The sequence below is a fragment of the Streptococcus jiangjianxini genome, assembly GCF_040225085.1.
Classification (GTDB): Bacteria; Bacillota; Bacilli; order Lactobacillales; family Streptococcaceae; genus Streptococcus; species Streptococcus jiangjianxini.
Window position 1 is genome coordinate 81,267 of record NZ_JBEHGL010000004.1, and the last position, 16,601, is coordinate 97,867.

17 protein-coding genes, 2 pseudogenes and 1 other annotated feature are annotated in these 16,601 nt (G+C 38.9%); of the genes and pseudogenes, 1 reads left to right on the forward strand and 18 read right to left on the reverse strand.

Features of this window, described 5'->3' with window-relative positions:
- Positions 1-831: 831 nt before the first annotated feature.
- From ABP870_RS03370 to ABP870_RS03420, 11 genes and pseudogenes are all read right to left on the reverse strand, one after another.
- Positions 832-1,635, reverse strand: coding sequence for an ABC transporter ATP-binding protein (locus ABP870_RS03370; RefSeq protein ID WP_350014083.1), 804 nt, complete (start codon positions 1,633-1,635; stop codon positions 832-834).
- Position 1,636: 1 nt separating this feature from the next.
- Positions 1,637-2,533 carry an ABC transporter permease gene (locus ABP870_RS03375; RefSeq protein ID WP_350014084.1) on the reverse strand — a complete coding sequence of 299 codons (897 nt, stop codon included), beginning with the start codon at positions 2,531-2,533 and terminating at the stop codon, positions 1,637-1,639.
- 22 nt (positions 2,534-2,555) lie between these two features.
- Positions 2,556-3,518 (reverse strand): ABC transporter substrate-binding protein, encoded by a 963-nt coding sequence (locus tag ABP870_RS03380; RefSeq protein ID WP_350014085.1) that lies wholly within the window; start codon positions 3,516-3,518, stop codon positions 2,556-2,558.
- A gap of 482 nt (positions 3,519-4,000) precedes the next feature.
- A complete protein-coding gene (locus ABP870_RS03385) occupies positions 4,001-4,966 on the reverse strand; it encodes an ABC transporter substrate-binding protein (protein WP_350014086.1) in 966 nt (321 codons plus the stop codon).
- A 583-nt stretch (positions 4,967-5,549) separates the two neighbouring features.
- The gene (locus tag ABP870_RS03390) at positions 5,550-5,723 is read right to left on the reverse strand and encodes a hypothetical protein (RefSeq protein WP_350014087.1); all 174 of its coding nucleotides are present in this window, start codon (positions 5,721-5,723) and stop codon (positions 5,550-5,552) included.
- Between the two features lie 4 nt (positions 5,724-5,727).
- On the reverse strand, positions 5,728-5,901 hold the full coding sequence (locus tag ABP870_RS03395) for a DsbA family oxidoreductase (RefSeq protein ID WP_350014088.1): 174 nt from the start codon (positions 5,899-5,901) through the stop codon (positions 5,728-5,730).
- A gap of 24 nt (positions 5,902-5,925) precedes the next feature.
- A pseudogene (gene tnpA / locus ABP870_RS03400) lies at positions 5,926-6,207 on the reverse strand (IS200/IS605 family transposase); the annotation flags it as partial.
- 176 nt (positions 6,208-6,383) lie between these two features.
- Positions 6,384-6,752 (reverse strand): 50S ribosomal protein L7/L12, encoded by a 369-nt coding sequence (gene rplL, locus ABP870_RS03405; protein WP_062708119.1) that lies wholly within the window; start codon positions 6,750-6,752, stop codon positions 6,384-6,386.
- A 74-nt stretch (positions 6,753-6,826) separates the two neighbouring features.
- Entirely contained in the window at positions 6,827-7,330 is a 504-nt protein-coding gene (gene rplJ, locus ABP870_RS03410) for a 50S ribosomal protein L10 (protein WP_018379546.1), read from the reverse strand.
- Between the two features lie 32 nt (positions 7,331-7,362).
- Positions 7,363-7,499 (reverse strand) — a sequence feature (ribosomal protein L10 leader region).
- Positions 7,500-7,601: 102 nt separating this feature from the next.
- On the reverse strand, positions 7,602-8,207 hold the full coding sequence (locus ABP870_RS03415) for a cadmium resistance transporter (protein WP_350014089.1): 606 nt from the start codon (positions 8,205-8,207) through the stop codon (positions 7,602-7,604).
- A gap of 108 nt (positions 8,208-8,315) precedes the next feature.
- Complete coding sequence (locus ABP870_RS03420) at positions 8,316-9,647, reverse strand: NtaA/DmoA family FMN-dependent monooxygenase (protein ID WP_350014090.1); 1,332 nt, start codon at positions 9,645-9,647, stop codon at positions 8,316-8,318.
- A 159-nt stretch (positions 9,648-9,806) separates the two neighbouring features.
- Between ABP870_RS03420 and ABP870_RS03425 the strand changes: the two genes are divergently transcribed.
- Positions 9,807-10,178 (forward strand): winged helix-turn-helix transcriptional regulator, encoded by a 372-nt coding sequence (locus ABP870_RS03425; protein ID WP_350014091.1) that lies wholly within the window; start codon positions 9,807-9,809, stop codon positions 10,176-10,178.
- Positions 10,179-10,742: 564 nt separating this feature from the next.
- On the opposite strand, the pseudogene ABP870_RS03430 reads toward ABP870_RS03425, so the two are convergent.
- From ABP870_RS03430 to ABP870_RS03460, 7 genes and pseudogenes are all read right to left on the reverse strand, one after another.
- Positions 10,743-11,579: pseudogene (locus ABP870_RS03430) on the reverse strand (alpha/beta fold hydrolase).
- 9 nt (positions 11,580-11,588) lie between these two features.
- Positions 11,589-12,596: an NADP-dependent oxidoreductase gene (locus ABP870_RS03435; RefSeq protein WP_350014092.1), complete on the reverse strand. Its 1,008-nt coding sequence runs from the start codon at positions 12,594-12,596 to the stop codon at positions 11,589-11,591.
- Between the two features lie 92 nt (positions 12,597-12,688).
- On the reverse strand, positions 12,689-13,108 hold the full coding sequence (locus tag ABP870_RS03440) for an Rrf2 family transcriptional regulator (RefSeq protein WP_350014093.1): 420 nt from the start codon (positions 13,106-13,108) through the stop codon (positions 12,689-12,691).
- Positions 13,109-13,396: 288 nt separating this feature from the next.
- On the reverse strand, positions 13,397-14,041 hold the full coding sequence (locus ABP870_RS03445; RefSeq protein WP_350014094.1) for a deoxynucleoside kinase: 645 nt from the start codon (positions 14,039-14,041) through the stop codon (positions 13,397-13,399).
- A 7-nt stretch (positions 14,042-14,048) separates the two neighbouring features.
- Positions 14,049-14,648, reverse strand: a complete 600-nt coding sequence (yihA, locus tag ABP870_RS03450) for a ribosome biogenesis GTP-binding protein YihA/YsxC (RefSeq protein ID WP_350014095.1) — start codon at positions 14,646-14,648, stop codon at positions 14,049-14,051.
- An 8-nt stretch (positions 14,649-14,656) separates the two neighbouring features.
- The gene (gene clpX / locus ABP870_RS03455; protein WP_350014096.1) at positions 14,657-15,886 is read right to left on the reverse strand and encodes an ATP-dependent Clp protease ATP-binding subunit ClpX; all 1,230 of its coding nucleotides are present in this window, start codon (positions 15,884-15,886) and stop codon (positions 14,657-14,659) included.
- Positions 15,887-16,075: 189 nt separating this feature from the next.
- Positions 16,076-16,579, reverse strand: a complete 504-nt coding sequence (locus tag ABP870_RS03460; RefSeq protein ID WP_350014097.1) for a dihydrofolate reductase — start codon at positions 16,577-16,579, stop codon at positions 16,076-16,078.
- Between the last annotated feature and the right edge of the window lie 22 nt (positions 16,580-16,601).

The window sequence follows — 16,601 nt, forward strand, 5'->3', positions numbered from 1 at the left end:
TCTTGTTTCTATTGGTTTGACGAAACCAATAACTTATACTCAGTTAATTTCAAAAAATAACTTTTTTTGATCTTTTCTTAAGTAGTGCGGACAAAAGCAACCTCCTTCGGAGTTTCATTCCTAATTTTTGAGTCTAAGTCTCAAAAATTCCGTTATTAGTGATATCAGCACTGCCACTAATAATACCACTACGTCGAAAAGATCCTTTCAAGCTCACTTCGTTCGCTCTAAACTGGGGAATCTTATTTTCTATTTAATACATCGTGTTATTTTTTGTTTTGGATGAGTACTAGAATTCCATTAACCAAAAAAAACTTTCAAGTGTATTTTCGTTTTTTACCTATTTCTCCTTGTCTTCATGTTACATTTTACATTTTGCAACTCATTTTCAAACGACCTTATGCCTAATGAACATTAACAACATTAGCAAAACTGATGGAAAGACACCAACATCAACGACCCACAGTCATCTCCCTAAACACAAACTTGCTAGGATAGAAACCTACTCTCCAGAAAGTATCACTATATCGATCATCTAAAACGGCTTTCGAAAGATGTTCAACAAAAAACAGATGGAAGAACAAAGAAGCTATCGTTCTCATCTGCCATCTATTATGTTAGAACTCGTATTTATAATTCTAGTATACCACAATTGTGAATACGGATTCTTATACCTAACGTTTAATCAATCTACTCATTTTCTCTTCTAAACAAGCGCCGAGCTGTGAGAGGATGTTTGATATACGAGACGACTAGTGCAAAAAGAGACTGAGATAGACTATCATGATCCTTTAGTTATCATGACTGTCCATCCCAGACTCAGTAACTCTCTTATCCTAATACAAGCGCATCGTCATTGAGTATTTGACCTGAATTTTTATGGAAAAGATCCATCAGCTGTGACACGGTAAGATTTTTCTTTTCTTTCCCCTTAACATCCACAACGATTTTACCTTGGTAAAGCATAACAAGACGGTTTCCATACGCGATCGCATGTTCCATATTATGAGTAATCATAAGCGTTGTAAGGGCATGTTCTTCAACTACTTTCTCGGTTAAAGCCATAACCATATCACTCGTTTTGGGGTCAAGAGCCGCAATATGTTCATCCAAAAGTAAAATATCAGGTCGAACAAGAGTTGCCATAGAAAGAGTCAGCGCTTGGCGTTGCCCTCCTGATAAGAAACCTGCGTCAGTCTTCATTCGATTTTCTAACCCAAGACCTAACTCTTTTAAAGCCTCTTTAAAAATCTGGCGTTCTTTATCCGTGACAGCTTTTTTGAAAATACTGCGCTTTTTACCACGAAGGTAAGCAATAGCCATGTTTTCTTCAATCGTCAAATTGGTTGCAGTACCCATACGAGGATCCTGAAACACACGGCTGATATGCTTTGAACGAGCTGCAACAGAATCTTTCTTGATAGATTTACCATTGAGAGAAATATCTCCCTCATCCATTTGAACAACACCTGCAATGGTATTAAGAAGCGTTGACTTACCGGCACCATTACCACCGATAATCGAGATGAAATCCCCTTCTTCAACCTCCAAATCCAAACCACGAAGGACATGATTTTCATTGATCGTTCCTTTTTCAAAAGTTTTATGAACATTTCGTAGGCTAAGTAAAGACATGTTAGTTTTCCTCCGTTAGTGATTTTGAAGCTTTAATCCCAAGTTTTGAACGAATTTCTGGAATGTATAAGATGATAGCAAGAAGAACTGCAGATACCAATTTGATCATTTGCGCATCGACATTAGCCGTTAAAATAACAACGATAATCAAACGATAGATGACTGAACCCAAAACGATAGAGATAAGGCGTTTACCAAGTGACAAGTGCTTGATGATAACTTCTGCCAAAATAACTGATGCCAAACCAATGATAATAGTACCTACCCCCATATTAAGGTCAGCGTAGCCATTATTTTGGGCTAAAAGAGCACCTGAGAGAGCAATCAAACCATTTCCAATCATATAGCCAAGGACTTTCATCTGATTAACATTAATACCATTAGCCTGCCCCATATCGATATTATCGCCTGTCGCACGAAGCGAAAGTCCTAACTGTGTATTCAATAAAAGCATGAGAGACAAGATAACCAAGGCAATAAAAATCACACCAATAAGAATGACAGCGTAAGTTTTATCAAGTCCCATCTCTTGGAACATCGTCACCAAAGTCTTTTGCATAGACAGTGAAACGTTTGAACGCCCCATCACCAGAAGGTTTGTTGAGTATAATCCTGTTAAGGTGATAATCCCTGTCAACAAAGGGGGAATGTTCATCTTGGTATGTAGGAAACCAGCCACCAGACCAACAAGCATACCACCAGCTAAACCCGCAACGGTTGCTAAAATGGGATGCCAACCATTAAGGATCCCAACTGATGTCACCGCAGCTCCCATCGGAAAGGCACCTTCTGCTGACAAATCCGCAATATCCAAAATACGGAAAGTTATGAAGACCCCAATAGCCATAATCGACCAGAGAAGCCCTTGAGAAATACTTGATAATACAATATCTAACATCTTATTTTCCTTTTTCTAATACTTATTTTTTGTCTTCAACTGCTGACATGTCAATCTTCAAAAGTTTAGCCATCTCATCATTTACTTTAACTGTCAGATTTTCAGGTGATTCCACGGGTACTTGGGAAACTTTTTTTCCTTCTAAGATTTTTACGGCTTGACGAGCCGTTTGACGACCCAATTCTTCAAAGTCTGGTCCGTACGAGAAGAGCGCTCCTTTTTCAACCAAGTCTGCATTGGCCGCGTACACCGGAATCTTCATTTCCTTAGATAAATCGGTCACAAGAGTGATTGAGCTATCAATTAAGTTATCCGTTGGCATGTAAAGCACTTCTGTTTGGTTCATTAGAGACCGTGCTGTATCTTGAACATCATTGGTTGATGAAATACCCTTTGTAACCACTTCAATGCCCTGCTTTTTAAAAACTTTTTTAGCTTCCTTGACTTGTACTTCTGAGTTACGTTCATTAGTCGTGTACATGATGCCCACTTTTTTCAAGTTTGGCATTACTTTTTTCAAAAGAGCAATGCGTTCCTCAGTTGGTGCCATATCGGTAGTCCCTGTTGCATTAGCTCCAGGGTTTTTCATACTTTTAACCAGCTTAGCCGAAAGAGGATCCGTCACAGCAGTAAAGGTAATCGGTACTTCTGACGAAGCCGTTGTTAGAGCTTGGGCTGCTGGAGTAGCAATCCCTAGAACCAAGTCACTGTCTTTAACCAATTTTTCTGAAATGCTTTGCAAGTTAGCTTGATCACCTTGTGAATTTTGGTAATCAATCACAATATTCTTGCCATCTTTGTACCCTTTCTTCGCCAGCTCGTCTACAAATCCTTCACGGGCAACGTCTAAGGTTTCAAATTCGACGTATTGTAAGATACCAATATGTTTAGCATCTTCATTGGCCTTGTCCGAAGACTGAGAACACCCTGTTAACAAAAGCCCTGTCGCTACAATACCAACCATCATTTTAAATCGTTTTTTCATCATAAACTCCTTTACCAGCAAACCGTTAATTTTAGAAAATCATAAACAAAAAAGCCGATTAGACTATAGTCCAACCGGCTTTCTTTAGGTGCATGCATTAAATCCTAAAAATAGCCGCTTAGACTGATATCATCTAATCGGCTATCGACAATCGAAAAATGCTTTAGCCTCATAGATACAAACTAGCAACGTTTGTATCTACAAGGTACAAACGCCTATCTAAAGAAACTAAAGTAATAATATGAGTTTGCTTGAGCCATAATGGCAGACGTTTGTCGTAACATATTTCTTTCTCCTTGTTTTATGATGGTTCTAAGTTTATCTTAAAGAAATGACTTTGTCAAGTTATTTTTTCTGAATAATTCAAAAATATTATACTTTCTCACGGATAACTAGCCACAGTAGCTTTGATATTTTCTCAACAATCGGTCTTTTTCTGTTGGAACTGTCCCCATTTTTTCACAAAACCTGAACAAGTTTCCTTATTTTTCTTTTTTGATGCCTGAAACGTCAATGTCCAACGCTTTTGCCATATCGTCATTAGCCGCTACAGTTAACGCCTCTGGGTATTCCGCAGAAATCTTAGCAACATCTTTTCCCTCAATCACTTTAACCGCCAATTTAGCTGTCTGTTCGCCCAATTTTTCGTAATCTGGCCCGTATGAGAAAAGCACACCTCCTTCAACCATGTCAGCGGATCCACCAACAACAGGTACCTTGGTTTCTTTCGATAAGTCACTTAAGAGTGTTATAGCACTAGCAATGGTATTGTCCGTTGGTACGAAAATGACATCGACATCTTTCATCAGACTTTTAGCCGTATCCTGCACATCATTAGTTGAGGAAATCCCTTTTGAGATGACCTTGATTCCTGCTTTTTTAAATAGTTTTTCAGCTTGCTTCACTTGAACTTCTGAATTACGTTCACTTGTGGTATACATGATACCAACTTTTTTAGCATCTGGAAGGACTTCCTTGACCAATTGCACTTGTTTATCAATTGGTGACATATCGCTAGTACCCGTTGCCATGCCGGCTGGATCCTTCATACTCTTGACTAATTTAGCAGAGACTGGATCTGTTACTGCAGTAAATAGGATGGGCGTATCTGAAGATGTTGCCACCAAAGACTGAGCAGCTGGTGTAGCAATGCCAAGAACCAAGTCGTTATCAGAAACCAATTTTTCAGAAATAGATTGCAGATTGGCTTGATCCCCTTGGGCATTTTCATAAGAAATAGTGATGTTTTTGCCCTCCTTGTAACCTGCTTTTGCCAATCCTTTCTCAAATCCCTTGCGTGCTGCTGTAAGGGACTCATGCTCGACATACTGTAAAATCCCAACTTTTGGCATTTCTTTTGTAGCATTCTTGCCTCCTGATTGAGAACAGGCTGCCAACAAAAGTGTCGCAGCTCCAAGCGTAGCAACTATTTTCCATATTTTTTTCATTTTAAAATCCTCCAAATCATTTGTATCTGCTATTAGGATTTAGGATTACCACCCTAAAAATCTAAAAAGTTACCGTCATAAACAAAAAACCAGCTAGAAAGATTCTAACTGGTTTACACTGACTTTAATCCAAAAGCCACTTATCAAAAGTTCTCCCTTGACCAGTTAGATATTCATCTAATCAGCCAAGTCAAAACGAAATGCTTTAGCCTCATAGATACAAACTTGCGCACCGCTTGTACCTAAGAGACACAAACGGCTATCTAAAGAAACTAAAGTTAAAGAAAGTATTTTGGTTACTAGTAGATAACTGAGTTAAAAGCATTTCTTATTCTCCCTTGTTTATGATTGGTTACAAGTATAGTATGATAACAATAACTTGTCAAGCTGTTTTAAAAAGTTTTTTGATAATTCTTTTAATTCATACAACTCTCTCTCGATTAATTGCTAAATTTAACCCAAACGATAAAGGGTACAATCAATGGTGAAAATCGCACATAACCTTTGAAAACAGAGGATTTGTGACCCCTATCTATGATTAATTAACATGCAAAATAGGAAAATACGAAAATCACTCCATTAATCAATCATCATCCACCTTACTCTCATCGCGCCTAGAGTGAGTTTTATGATCTTCAGTAGCTACGTCAGAACTATCAAGTGCTTTTAAATAAAACTGGCAACCATCTACTCCACAAACCAAATCAAGATCTTGATCAAGATTACCTTCAAACAAATCTAATTTAAATTGTTTCATTTTGTCATCCTTCTTTTTGGATTTGTTTTAGCACAGCTACCATATAGTCATAGGGTTGTGCTCCTGAAATTCCATATTTATTATTAATAACAAAGAATGGAGCACCTTGTACCCCTGCCTGTTGGGCTTCTAGCATATCTTGTTTAACTTGCTGTTCAAACTCTCGACTATCCAGCATTTCTTGAAAAGGGTTGCCTTTTCAGTGTTTGTTAAACATCATCAGAGCACTCTTACCTTTTAAGTACCCCATGAAACTTGAATCGCTGATTCTTGGGAGAATACTAACTAGCTTATGAACATGATCTGGCATTAAATGTCCTTCTATTATTTCGGCTCCTTTATAACTACATAAACGTCGAAAGATTTTGCCTAGACTGCTTCGATGTTGATTATAGATTACTTTTCGTCTATACTTAGATGTAAACACAATGTGGTATTTACACATCCACTTTGTGTGTGATAAACTATGTGCCTTTTGTGCCATATTTTGCTCCTTTCGCTTTACATTAGGCTTGAACACCTTTATTGTATCGCGTTTGGAGTTTTTTGGTATAACCAACGATGCTCACCCTCATAGCGAAAAGTCACATAAAGAAAAAACCGCTACTCTTGAGAATAGCGGTTTAATCATGTTTCTAAGCTACTTTTGTAGTCGCTCTATTATTTAAGAGTAACTGAAGCACCTGCTGCTTCAAGTTTTTCTTTGATTTCGTTAGCTTCTGCTTCTGAAGCACCTTCTTTAATAACTGATGGTGCACCGTCAACGATAGCTTTAGCTTCTTTAAGACCTTCACCCGTGATTTCACGAACAACTTTGATAACGCCAACTTTTTTGTCACCAGCAGCTGTCAATTCTACGTCGAATGAATCTTTAGCAGCACCTGCATCAGCAGCACCTGCTGCAGCTGCAGCTACAGGAGCAGCTGCAGTTACACCAAATTCTTCTTCGATAGCTTTTACAAGGTCGTTAAGCTCAAGGATAGTAGCTTCTTTAATTTCAGCAATAATGTTTTCAATGTTCAATGCCATTGTAATTTCCTCCAAGTATAGATGATATAATATAAAATGTTTGTAACCTTAGGCTACGAGTTGCGAAGAGATGCTTATGCAGCACCGTCTTCGTCTTTTTCTGCAACAGCTTTGACAGCGTATGCAACGTTGCGAACTGGCGCTTGAAGAACAGAAAGGAGCATAGATAGCATACCCTCTTTGTTTGGAAGTGATGCAAGAGCGTTGATTTCTTCCACAGATGTGAATGAACCATCAACAACACCACCTTTAATCTCAAGAGCTTCTGCGTCTTTAGCGAATTCGCTGATAACTTTAGCTGGGGCGATAACATCTTCGTTAGAAAAGGCTACAGCAGATGGTCCAACAAAAAGTTCTTTAAGTTCTGAAAGTCCAGCTTCTTCAGCAGCACGTGACAAAATTGAGTTTTTAATCACTTTAAACTCAACATCGCTTTCACGAAGATTACGACGAAGTACAGTATCTTGATCAACCGTAAGTCCACGTGAATCGACAACTACGATAGATGCTGCAGCTTTCATTTTCTCAGCAACAACTGAGACTTGTTCAGCTTTTTTAGCAATAATTGCTTCACTCATTAGTAGTTTTACCTCCGTTTTTATTTTTTGGGCTAGGCACAAAAAAATCGCACCTAAACCTAGACACGAAAGTACAATACGTTACATTTTATTCGTTACGTTTTGTGCCTCGGCAGGATGTTTATGAGTCGCGCTCCCCTGCTGTCTTAGGTCAGTTTTATTTCAAAACCTTTATAATAATATCATTCTTTTTTAAAAGATGCAAGCTTTTTATGCGATTTTTTTATTTTTCTTGGCTAGCTAATTACTAAAGCATCGATTTCTGATGAGATTAGCCTATGTTCAATAAGTGACTTAGCGTTCCATTCTCTATTAATAGATAAAGTCCAAGTCCAATCAAAACCAGAGGTAACAGCCATTTCTCAACTCTCTCAACAGCATCAGCTATCCAAGAATTGTCAGCGATCTGGTAGATTGTCCAGTTAAGCAGAAAAGTTGCTACAATAAATATTAACAGAGCAATCGTCAGTTGATTCCAAGGAAGACCTGCAAAATAAGGGATATAAACACCCAAGTTATCCGCTCCAGAGGCAATTGTCAAAGTCGTCACAGCTAACAAAACCTCTCTTTCGTTATCAAGCTTTGTTTTAACAGCTTCGTCATCTTCTTCCACTTCTCCATAAAAAGCAAAGCGAATTCCTAAAGCTATTGGAATAAAACCAAGTAAACCTATCATCCAATCTTCTGGAACAAAACGAAAAAGATAGGCAATTAGCAGACTAGCAATCACCAGCAACGAGATACCAATATATTGACCGGTCAAAACTTTAACAAACTGCTTTCGTCCCAAACTCGTAAAAATAATAAAGAGCAAGACAACATAATCAATACTTGTCGAAACAAAAACAGCTAAAGCTGACATAATTGTTTGAAGCATAGCCCCTCCCATGATTTTGTGTTAGTAACTACAACTATATGAAAGATTAAGTCTAAAGTCAATAACTAAAAAAGATAAAAGCACTAATACTCTTACCTTTTTAACAGTTTAGTCTTCTTCTCTCAAACCATATTGATAGGGTAAGTCCAAATTGTCACGAAGTGTTGTTCCTTCATAATCTTTATGGAAAATACCGCGTTCCTGTAAAATTGGAACAACCTCTTCTACAAAACGTTTCACACCATCGTGTGCTAAATCCGGCACAATAGAGAAACCGTCTGTGGCACCGGATTCAAACCATTCTTGGAGAAAATCGGCAACATCCTTGGCTGTACCGACAACAACAGGGTGGTAGTTGATGACTCCCATAGCTAATGCATCCATCGGAGAATAGCCTTCTTTAAGTAATTCAACTGCTCTTTTAGAACGTGGATCTTGCCAATGTGCCTGCAACATCTCTCTAACACCTTGCGGAAGGGGACGATTAACATCTAAACTCTTGAGATTGACACCAACCATAGCTGACAAATAATCGAGACGTTGCTCTGTTTCTAAAGGATCAAAGTCCATCACTTGACGCCGACGAGCCAAAGCTTCCTCACGTGTATCGGCAATGGTAAACATAAATCCTGTAAAGATATTAATATCATCGGCAGAACGACCGTGATCGACAGCACTTTGACGGAGAATTTTCCGATAATCACGTGATTCTTCAATCGTAAATGGATTAGCATAAACCGCTGAAGCAAAACGGCCTGCAAGTCTTATCCCTTCACCACTTGGCCCAGCTTGAAAAATAGCTGGTTGTCCTTGTTCAGATGGTGGAATTGGCAAAGGTCCCATTGTTGACAGGTATTGCCCCTGATAGTGAACTGGTTTAATCTGTGAACTGTCTGCAAATTGTCCTGTGTCCTTATCATGTTTATAGGCATTTTGTCCCCATGAGCCCCATAATGATTGAACCGCCTCAATCATTTCATGAGCCCTCTCATAGCGCTCTGCACGATTAGCAATGTGAGTTCCAAAATTCGCCGCTGTTTGAGGAGTCGAAGTTGTGACAGCATTCCATCCCACTCGGCCGTGACTTATAACATCTAACGCTTTCAAATGTCGAGCTAGATTATAGGGTTCATTAAAGGTTGTCGAAAATGTTCCCACTAGCCCGATCTGCGAAGTAGCACGTGCCACAGACGTCATCGCAATCAAGGGATCCATTGAGTGCATGGGAGTGTTGGTTTCTAAATCGTTAACTAAAGCTGGTGTATCAGCCATAAAAAGCGCATGGATTTTCCCTTTTTCAGCTAATTGCGCTAATTCAACATAGAGATCCATATCTGAATAGGCATCTGCCTTAGCTTCAGGTAATCGCCAAGTTTTAAATTCACCCCCATAGCCAGATACCATTTGTAAGACAATTTTCATTTGTTTTTTCGATGTCATTTTTATACTCTTTTCTATTTTTTTGATAAAATAAGTCTATCATCGACCTGATTAATTGTGAAGACGGCAATATTTTTCGACCAGGTACACTTTTGTGTTGAATTGATTCCTTTTAGGATTTCAATCAATCAGGTTAATTAACGATTATTGAGGTATACTATGGCTAAAATCTGTCCAAAAGGATTTCATAAAGAAGATTTGGAAAATCCAACACCCATTTTTCATCTATTGTATACGCAAAATATCATGACAGGGCGCTGGAAATTGATGATTTTAGATTATTTAACAGATGGGGATAAGCGCTTTAGTGACATTCAACGCCATCTCGGAGGACTGTCCCAAGGATCACTCACTAAGCAGCTTAAAGAGATGGAACATGATCAATTGATTAACCGTTGTGTCTATCCAGAAGTGCCACCTAGGGTGGAATATTCACTAACTGATAAAGGAAGAGACCTTTTACCCATTTTAGAATTGATGGTTGCTTATGGTGAAAAATACACTAACACCAAACTGTTTAAGAAGAAATAACTGCCGTTATGGACAAGTTTCTAATGTTTTACACTGACAACACTCGGCATTACCATCCAGAAGCCTTCCTATTACTCAAGTTGAAGGATTTGAATGAGACATATAGAGCAAAATAATAGCCAGCGCCTAAAGACGTTAGCTATTATTTATTTTAGAAAATCCTACTGTAACGAAATAAAATACAGATACTACAATTACGGTCCAAACAGTAAATCCTATTTTCTCCCTGATCACCTGAATATCATCTCATTGAGAAAATAGAGCTTAACTCAAAACATCTTAGGAAAACATGGCCAAATAACGATACTTTTCTTGAGACACTCTTGTTCTACTATTGTTTCAAACGTCTACATTACCCCGTCATTAATTCTCAATAAAAATGAAATCAAACTAAGTAATACCGAGCTAAAAACGAACTGAATATCATCCAATCATGTCCAAAAGATCTGATTCTAATTTTCGAAAAGCATAATGGGAGAGATAACCTATTATCTACTCGCAACAGTCATCGGTAGTACATTTTAGAAGATTATATTGAGGAAATGTTACCACGATTCGAACAATTTAAATTGCCAAGAAAGCTAGCAATTCTTTTGAAAACTCATCAGCATATTGAAAAATGGATCCGTGCCCTGCGTGTGGATAGATAATCAGTTTACTTCCCTTAATCTTCTTATGCATATCATAAGAATTTTCAGTCGGTACTTGCATATCCTGATCCCCGTTGACAATCAAGTTTGGTTGCGTGATATGACGCCAATCATCTTCAGCGGCTTTCCCCCAGCACTTAATGGCTTTTAGCTGTGTGAGGAAACCAGGCACCTTCATCGCCTTATCGGCATGAGCAGGGCTTCTCATTCCCATGCGACCCAAGACTTTCTCTGCTTAGATAGGACCTTGTTCATCATGGTTATAGAAGATATAACGTTTCGGATCCGTACGTTCAAAAGTGGCTCTTAACATATAGCGAAAGGTCTTTCCAGTCACCTTATCGACTTCTTTACCTCCGCGAGGTCCTGTCCCTGCTAAAATCAAATGCTGAACCATGTCAGGATTTAGACGTACGATTTCTTGAGCAATCATCCCACCCATAGAAAGTCCAAGTAGGTTAATCCGATTGTGGCCCAAGGCTTTCACAATAGCAATCGCCTGCTCTGCCATACCAGGAATGGTAGTTGCCACCTTCCCTTGACTAGCACCGACACCAGGCAGATCTAGAACAACCAAGTGTTGTTTTTCAGTAATCAAGTCAAGTAATTTTGGATCCCAATTGTCCAAGGTTGCTGCTAAGTGCACCAACATGATGAGAGGTAAATCTGATTTTCCTTTCCCCAGTTCTCGGTAAGCAATTCTGTTACCAGCTACCTCTATATATTGATTTTTCGTTGTGATATAAGACATTTTTTCTCCTTAATGATTGTCAAAACTGAGAACTGTTTTTCCACGTGAACGACCATTTGCTACTTTATCAAGAGCTGCATTGACTTCTTCAAATGGATAACCAATATCAATAGAAGGCTTGATTTCAAGCTTCGTAAAAATATCAGCTACTTCTTGTAATTGTCGACCATTGCTTTCTACAAAGATAAAGTGGTAATGCACACCATATTTCGCAGCCATTTTGTCAAACTTATGACCAGCTACTTTGAGCAACAATTGTTTTGCCTTTGGTAAGTTCATGCGCTTTGCAAAAGCTCCATTTGGCATGGCTCGAAGGGATACCAAATGCCCATCTTTTTTCATAATTGACATCTGTTTCTCAGTCTCTTCTCCACCAAGAGTATCTAAGACATAATCCACGTCCGCAAGGAGCTTGGTGTAATCTTCTGTCTTATAGTCGATAAAGCGATCAGCCCCTAAAGCTAGGACACGCTCTGCATTGGCACCATCTCCGTTGGTAATAACCGTCAACCCCTTAGCTTTTGCAATCGGAATCGCCATGCCACCGACACCCCCAGTTCCACCAGAGATGAAGATGGTCTTGCCTGCTTGCGCCTCCATCAAATCCAATGCCTGCATAATGGTGAGGGCCGTGAGAGGAACAGCAGCTGCTTCCACATCTGTTAAATAAGCTGGAGCTTTCGCGAGTGCCTCAGCATCTACTGCGACATACTCTGCAAAAGCACCGATATGATTAAGTGGCAAACGCCCAAAAACACGGTCTCCCACTACAAATTGGTTGACGCTTATTCCTACTTGTTCCACCACACCAACAACTTCATTACCCGCTGTCTGTGGCATTTTATAAGGAACAATCATATTGACCTCACCGCGGCTAATCATGTTATCAAGTGGATTAACGCCTGCTGCCTTGACCTTGATAAGGACTTGTTCTGGTTTTATTTGCGGTTTTGCAATGTCTGCCATTGTTAATGCGATATTGTTTTTGTTATAAGTTGTATGCTGTGCTGCTTTCATGTTTTCTTCCTTTTCTTTATTTCGTTGTACTTGTATCTGAAACAAGTACGGCTTTGGTTTGAAAAAATCTGACGAATTCGTCAGATACGGGCTTACTTGGCTGCATGATAGAGATTGCTAATCACCTGATCTAGCGTTTGGTCTGCCAAGTTTTTTTCAAGTTCTTGTTCCACACTTGTAAAAATGGGAGCTACTGCTCCTTCGATATGCTGTCCAACAGGGCATTCCTGATTGGCATGGTGATGCATTTGAAAGAGACGGATGTGGTCTACTTCCTGCGTCGCATAGTAAATCTCTAGCAAGGATATTTCCTCAGGAGACTTGCTGAGCTGGTAGCCCGACTTCCCTTGATGAGAGGTAATCAGCCCAGCATTTTTCAACAGAGCAATGACTTTCCGAATATAACTTGGATTTGTCCCAACGCTTGTTGCAAGGGTTTGCGAACTTAACACTTCCTTACTTTCACTAATCATGGTTAGAATATGAAGGGCAACAGAAAATTTTGTATCCATATTTTTGCTTTCTTATTTAAACTTGTATTTAATACAAGAACAAGTTTATCATTACTAATAGCTCCTCGCAAGTCTTTTGTTCTTATTGAAAAATCTTACTAAGAAACAATTATAATGAATTGAATAAAGCTTAGGCCATTGTTAAGTCACTTTGATAGACGCCAGTTATATCTAAAGCTCCTTGCTTTGTCCTATTCCTTTCTCAATCTACTATGAAATGATCAGTATTAACCATAAAACAAAAAGCCACTGATCACTCCCTTACGAGGTGAACTCAGTAGCTGTTTCTTATTTGTTCAAGTCGAGTTTTTTTAGTTCTTCTTCAATCATCTTCAAAACCGTTTGGAGATCTTCTTCTGAATTGACGAAATCCAATTCATCTCCAACAATGCGCATCTTCGGTGAAAAATCATAATTATCATACCATGCTGGGTACTCCCCATGAACTAATTGATAATAGTCATAAAGTCCTGGATTGCCGTCAATTTGTTCAAACGAACGCCCACGCTTCTCAATACGCTCTAGCATCTTTTCAAACGTAACATCGATGTAGATTAGAAGATCAGGACGCTTTTTGGGCATACCATCCAACTCTTCCATCATATTATCGAGTAATTCTTTATAAATATCGAGTTCTGTTTTCGTGACATTCCCTTGTTTATAGTTTAGCGTTAAAAACAATTCATCTTCAAAAATAGACCGATCAAGCACATTATTATCATCTTTATAGGCTGCCTTGATGGACTCAAAGCGCTTATTTAAAAAATAAATCTGCAAAAGAAAGGCATACTTCTTAGGATCCTCATAATACAAATCTAAAACAGGGTTGTTATCAACAGCCTCATAAAAAACATCTGTTCCCAGATGTTCTCCTAAAGCCTTGGCAAGAGAGCTTTTACCAGCTCCGATGGTTCCAGCTAATACAATCAACATAATTCTCCTAAAGGTAATCTAAAATGGTGTCCCATGAAGCATCCAATCCTTCACGAGTTACTGATGAAAAGACGATAAAAGCATCGTTGGGATCAAAATTCAATTTCTTTTTAATCGCTGATTCGTGTTTTTGCCACTTTCCGCGAGGAATTTTGTCTGCCTTTGTAGCGACAATAATAACAGGGATCTCATAGTATTTGAGAAATTCGTACATCTGGATGTCATCTTGAGATGGATCATGACGCAAATCAACCAAGCTCACAACAACTCTTAGATTATCACGTGTAACTAAGTATTCCTCAATCATTTTTCCCCATTTAGCACGCTCTTTTTTGGATACCTTGGCATAACCATAACCAGGGACATCAACAAATCGCAGTTTATCATCAATATTGAAAAAATTTAGCAATTGTGTTTTTCCTGGTTTTCCTGACGTACGCGCTAGATTCTTGCGTCCCAAAAGCGTATTAATGAAGCTCGATTTCCCTACATTTGAGCGACCAGCTAGAGCTACCTCGGGTAAATCGTCTTGGGGGTAATGAGATTTATTGGCAGCACTCAAAAGAATTGAGGCATTGTGGGTATTTAAAACCTGTTCTTCAGCCATAAATCCTCCTAAGCTGTTTCCAAAATAGGCTGACCAGTGCCATCTACTGCGTCTTTGGTAATGCGAACACGCTTGACATCTTCTTGGCTAGGAACTTCAAACATGATGTCCATCATAGTCTCTTCAATGATAGAGCGCAAGCCACGCGCACCTGTTTTACGGTCAATTGCTTTGGCAGCAATAGCTTCTAAGGCTTCACGATCAAATGCTAATTCAACGTTGTCATATGATAATAGGGTTTCATATTGGCGAACAAGCGCATTTTTAGGTTCTGTCAAAATGAGAATCAAGTCATTAACCGTCAACTGTTCAAGCGCTGCTGTGACAGGCAAGCGACCAATGAACTCTGGAATAAGACCGAATTTCTGAATATCTTCGGCAATGATTTCTTGCATGTAAGACGAATCATCTGAGACTTTCTTACTATTTTGACCAAATCCAATGATTTTTTCACCAAGACGCTGTTTAACAATTTCCTCGATACCGTCAAATGCACCACCAACAATGAAAAGAATATTCTTTGTGTCAATTTGAATCATTTCTTGACTTGGGTGTTTACGTCCCCCTTGTGGTGGTACACTGGCAACCGTGCCCTCGATAATTTTAAGAAGTGCCTGTTGTACCCCTTCACCCGAAACATCGCGTGTAATAGAAACATTCTCACCTTTTTTGGCAATTTTATCAATTTCATCGACGTAGATAATGCCACGTTCAGCTCGTTCTACATTATAGTCGGCTGCTTGAATCAGTTTCAAAAGAATATTCTCAACGTCTTCTCCAACATAGCCTGCTTCTGTCAATGATGTCGCATCAGCAATAGCAAATGGCACATTGAGACTTTTAGCCAAAGTTTGGGCTAGGAATGTTTTTCCTGAACCTGTCGGACCAATCATCAAAATATTTGATTTTTGGAGAACAACATCTTCTTCATCACGACTTTCTGTGAAACTAATCCGTTTGTAGTGGTTATAGACTGCTACTGCCAAAGCACGCTTAGCTCGGTCCTGACCAACAACGTATTGATCTAAAATAGCCAATAATTCTTTTGGCTTTGGTACTTCCGTCAAGTCAGCTAAAACTTCTTCTGCCAACTCTTCCTTAATAATTTCTTGTGACAATGCAACACATTCATCACAGATGAAGACACCATTTCCGGCAATGATTTTTTTGACTTCATCTTGGTTTTTGCCACAAAAAGAGCAATAAACCATTGTATCATTCGTTCGATTTCCAACCATGATTTTTCTTATCTCCTAAAATAGTGTACCGTAAAAGGCATGAATCGTATTAACTAGATTTGTGAAGGCATTTAATAAAAAAATAACTCCTAATCCGTATCGGTTTTTTTTGAACGCTGGCAAAGCGCATAAAAAGCAGATAATCGCCAAACATGCGGTAAAAACACCAAATAAACTACGCTGCATGGCTTACTCCACCTTCCTTACTAATTCTTTAACTGTAAAGTCATACGCATTTTTGTCATCTTTTTCAAAAAATCTTTCAGAAACTAATTCGAAATCTGCTTCTGGATAATCAGGAAAATAGGTATCTCCTTCAAAAACACCATCGACTTCCGTTTTCAATAACTTGTTAGCCACAGACAAAAAACTCTGATAAATGCGAGCTCCACCAACAATAAACAAGGTTTTATCTTGGTTATTAAACCAATCAAGCACTTCTGCTTTTGAGTGTAGGACAATAACATCGTCAGCTTGGTAGTCTTTATCCTTAGTCAAAACGATAGTCTGTCTTCCAGGAAGAACACGACGGTTCATTCCTTCAAAGGTCACCCTACCCATCAGCAATACTTGCCCCATGGTGGTCTCTTTAAAATGTTTCAATTCTTTTGGTAGACGCCATGGCAGGCGGTCCTTATGACCAATTAAATGATTTTTATCTTCTGCCCATATGGCGATAATGTCTTTGCTCATCTGCTTCCTACTTTTCAATATC